The sequence below is a fragment of the Novosphingobium sp. CCH12-A3 genome (assembly GCF_001556015.1).
In the GTDB taxonomy this organism is placed as follows: Bacteria; Pseudomonadota; Alphaproteobacteria; order Sphingomonadales; family Sphingomonadaceae; genus Novosphingobium; species Novosphingobium subterraneum.
On sequence record NZ_LSIA01000137.1, the window covers coordinates 1 to 2862 of the forward strand.

At 62.0% G+C, this 2862-nt stretch carries 5 protein-coding genes; 2 read left to right on the top strand and 3 right to left on the bottom strand.

The window, feature by feature from the left end:
• Positions 1–146, top strand: a 146-nt coding sequence (locus AX703_RS10910) for a copper resistance protein B (protein ID WP_197423678.1), incomplete at its 5' end; no start/stop codon positions are given.
• A gap of 83 nt (positions 147–229) precedes the next feature.
• Positions 230–1375 carry an MFS transporter gene (locus tag AX703_RS10915; protein ID WP_231735490.1) on the top strand — a complete coding sequence of 382 codons (1146 nt, stop codon included), beginning with the start codon at positions 230–232 and terminating at the stop codon, positions 1373–1375.
• Positions 1376–1556: 181 nt separating this feature from the next.
• Here AX703_RS10915 and AX703_RS10920 read toward each other — a convergent pair whose 3' ends face one another.
• The 3 genes from AX703_RS10920 to AX703_RS10930 all read right to left on the bottom strand — a co-directional run.
• A complete protein-coding gene (locus AX703_RS10920; protein ID WP_037486787.1) occupies positions 1557–1961 on the bottom strand; it encodes a response regulator in 405 nt (134 codons plus the stop codon).
• 83 nt (positions 1962–2044) lie between these two features.
• Complete coding sequence (locus AX703_RS10925) at positions 2045–2665, bottom strand: response regulator transcription factor (RefSeq protein ID WP_037486757.1); 621 nt, start codon at positions 2663–2665, stop codon at positions 2045–2047.
• A partial coding sequence (locus AX703_RS10930) for an ATP-binding protein (RefSeq protein ID WP_231735491.1) occupies positions 2655–2862 on the bottom strand: 208 nt, incomplete at its 5' end. The genes AX703_RS10925 and AX703_RS10930, both read right to left, overlap by 11 nt.

A 2862-nucleotide genomic window follows, 5' to 3' on the forward strand; every position in this document is an offset into this window, starting at 1 on the left:
TGCGCTACGAGGTGTCGCGCAAGTTCGCGCCCTATATCGGCTTCGTCTGGGAGCGTGCGTTCGATGGCACGGCGGGCTTCCGACGCCTGCGGGGCGAGGGGTCATCCGAACACCGGCTGGTGATCGGCTTGCGCGCTTGGTGGTGATACCGGCTCTCCGACGAACCGCTGACCCGCTTGTTCCCCAAGGCGAATCACACGATGGCAAGCGTGGTCAATCCTCCTTCATTGTGTTGCTGCTCGCGGCGGTGTCGGCCTCGGCAGGGCAGACGGCCATTCTCGCTTTCCTTCCGACCCTGGTCGACCCAAATCCCGGCGGGCTTTCCTCGGCGCATGATTTTCATGTCGCGAGCTTGACCGCCGTCCACCCGCTGGCAGCACTGGTGGCGGCACCGCTTTGGGGCTGGATTGCCGACCGGGTCGACTACCGCGTCATGTTGCGCACAGCGCTCATTATCCTCGCGATGGTGACTGCACCAGTTGGCCTCGTAGCTCTGCCGACTCTCTACGTTTTGCGCACGGTCGCGGGGATGGCGGCCGCCGCCATCATACCGCTTGCGCTGCTCAGTGCGAGTTTCGCCGCGGTCAGCCGTGGGGAGCAGGCGCGGCGTTTCACCTGGTTGACGGGGTCTGTATTTTTGGGAGACCTCGGCGGACCGCTTTTGGCGGAAGCCTCCGTTGCGATCATGCCCGGCGCGCCGCTCATGATCGTTGCTGCCAGCATCGGCACCGTCGCGGGGTCGCTTTGCCTTGTAAGCCTGCCAGGCCGCTGTGCGCACTGCCTCGACTCAGGAGATCCGCCGCCGCCGACAGTCTGCGCCACGGGAGTCCTATTACTCATCACGATCGCTGCGGGGGCCGGGCTTGCCGCTATGCACGTCAATCTCCTGATGACGCGCAGTGCGGTCTCGCTGAGCCGCGAGCAGATCGCCTGGATGCTCAGTCTTTGCGGATTCGGCATGCTGGCGGCGCAGATCTTTCATGCAAGGCTCGATTGGTTAGTGAAGGTTCCCGGGCGTCTTGCCGGATTGACGCTCGGTTTGCTGGCAGCGGCGCTCGTTGCCTTTCCACTCGCATCAAGCATAGCCGATATGAGCGTGTTCATCCTGGTCGCCGGTTGGAGCTCGGCGAGCCTGCGATTGGTCACAAGCTTCTGGATCAGCGGTTCTGCGGCGGCCTCAGGGGTGAGGCTTGGCCTCCAGCATTCGGCTGCCAGCATCGGGCAGGCACTGGCGCCCGTGGCGCTCGCTTTCGCCGCACCCGGCGCTCAGCCTCTCGTCCTCTGGAGCATTGCCGGCCTGTCGCTCCTGCTGCTTGTGGTCCTGCCACTAGCTTGGAAACGGCCCTCTTCAGGTGCTAATTCGTCAGGCGGATAAGGGGAGCGCGTAAATCGATATGAATCGTACCGTCCACCACTATCCAAGATGTGTTGCTGTGACAAATGAGCCCAGCCGCGGGCAAGGCCCTTGGGCGCAGCTGGGTTGGTTTCCTCTGGAAAAACGACGTGCTCGTGTCCCCACCTGGCCTCTTTAGCGTTGGCGGTCGGACGCGGTCCATTTACTCATTCGACGAGAGGCGTCTGTGACGGCCGATTGCCTCGAGGAGTAGACGGCTCCTTAGTGGTTTAGTGATCATGTGATCAAAGCCCGCGTCGGCAGCGCGGCGGGCGAGAACCTCGTCATGGAAGCCCGAAATCATGATGGAGCATCCGGACCAGCCCAGCGATCGGAGTTGGCGCAGGATCGAAAAGCCATCAATGTCCGGCATGCGATAATCAACAATCAGGCAATTGGCTCGCTTGGCACGCGAATCGGCCAAAAGCGCGCTACCACTTGTATAGCTACAGACGCAGTAGCCACGGGATCTAAGGAGAAGCTGAAGGGCACGCCGAACACCCGGGTCGTCGTCGGAGACGAGGATGGTGTAGCGCCCATCACCTTGTGTGTCAGAAAACGAAGACATCTCGCGCGACATGAGGACCTGTTGCATCACGGCAATGGCTCGCACGATGCGGCATCCTCGTCGCTACGTAGAGGGCGCAGTTATCACGTCTTGCGACCGAACCCGGCAGCAAAGGCGATCCTCAACGCCTCAGAGAGATTGCGGACCTCGAGCTTGGCCATGAGGCTGGCGCGGTGAACCTCGACCGTCCGGGATGAGCAACCCAGATCATAGGCGATCGTCTTGTTGGGCAAGCCGTTCGCCAATCCTTCCAGCACTTCCTGCTCGCGGGGGGTCAAGGCAGCAACCCGCACCTCGGCTTCCGACGATTCCAGCGCGCGAAGGTCGACATCGTCGAGACGAGCGAAAGCGCGCCTCACGGCCTCGAGCAGGGCAGCCTTCTCGAAGGGCTTTTCGAGAAAGTCAATCGCGCCGCCTTTCATAGCCTGCACAGCTACCGACACATCGCCGTGGCCGGTCAGGACGATGACCGGCATGTTGATCCCACGCGCAGCCATAGTGGTCTGGACTTGGAGACCGTCCATTTCAGGCATCCGCACATCCAAGATAACGCAGCCTACTTCAGCGGACTTCGCTGTCCTGAGAAATTCCACTCCGGAGGTGTAGGCGATGACATCATAGCCCGCGGTTTTGAGCGCGAAGCTTGCCGCCTTGCGGATGCTCTCCTCGTCGTCGACCAGATGAATGATGCGTCTATCCCCCATGTTCCTCCTTCGCCCGCGCGTGGATCAAGGTAAAATGAAAGCACGTGCCGCCGCGGTCGGGGCGCTCCATCCAGATACGGCCGCCATGCGCTTCGATGATGGTCCGGCAGATCGAGAGGCCGAGGCCCATGCCGTCGGCCTTTGTCGAGTTGAACGCCGTGAAGAGCTGCTCGCGGTCCTCGTCGACAGGGTGCAGA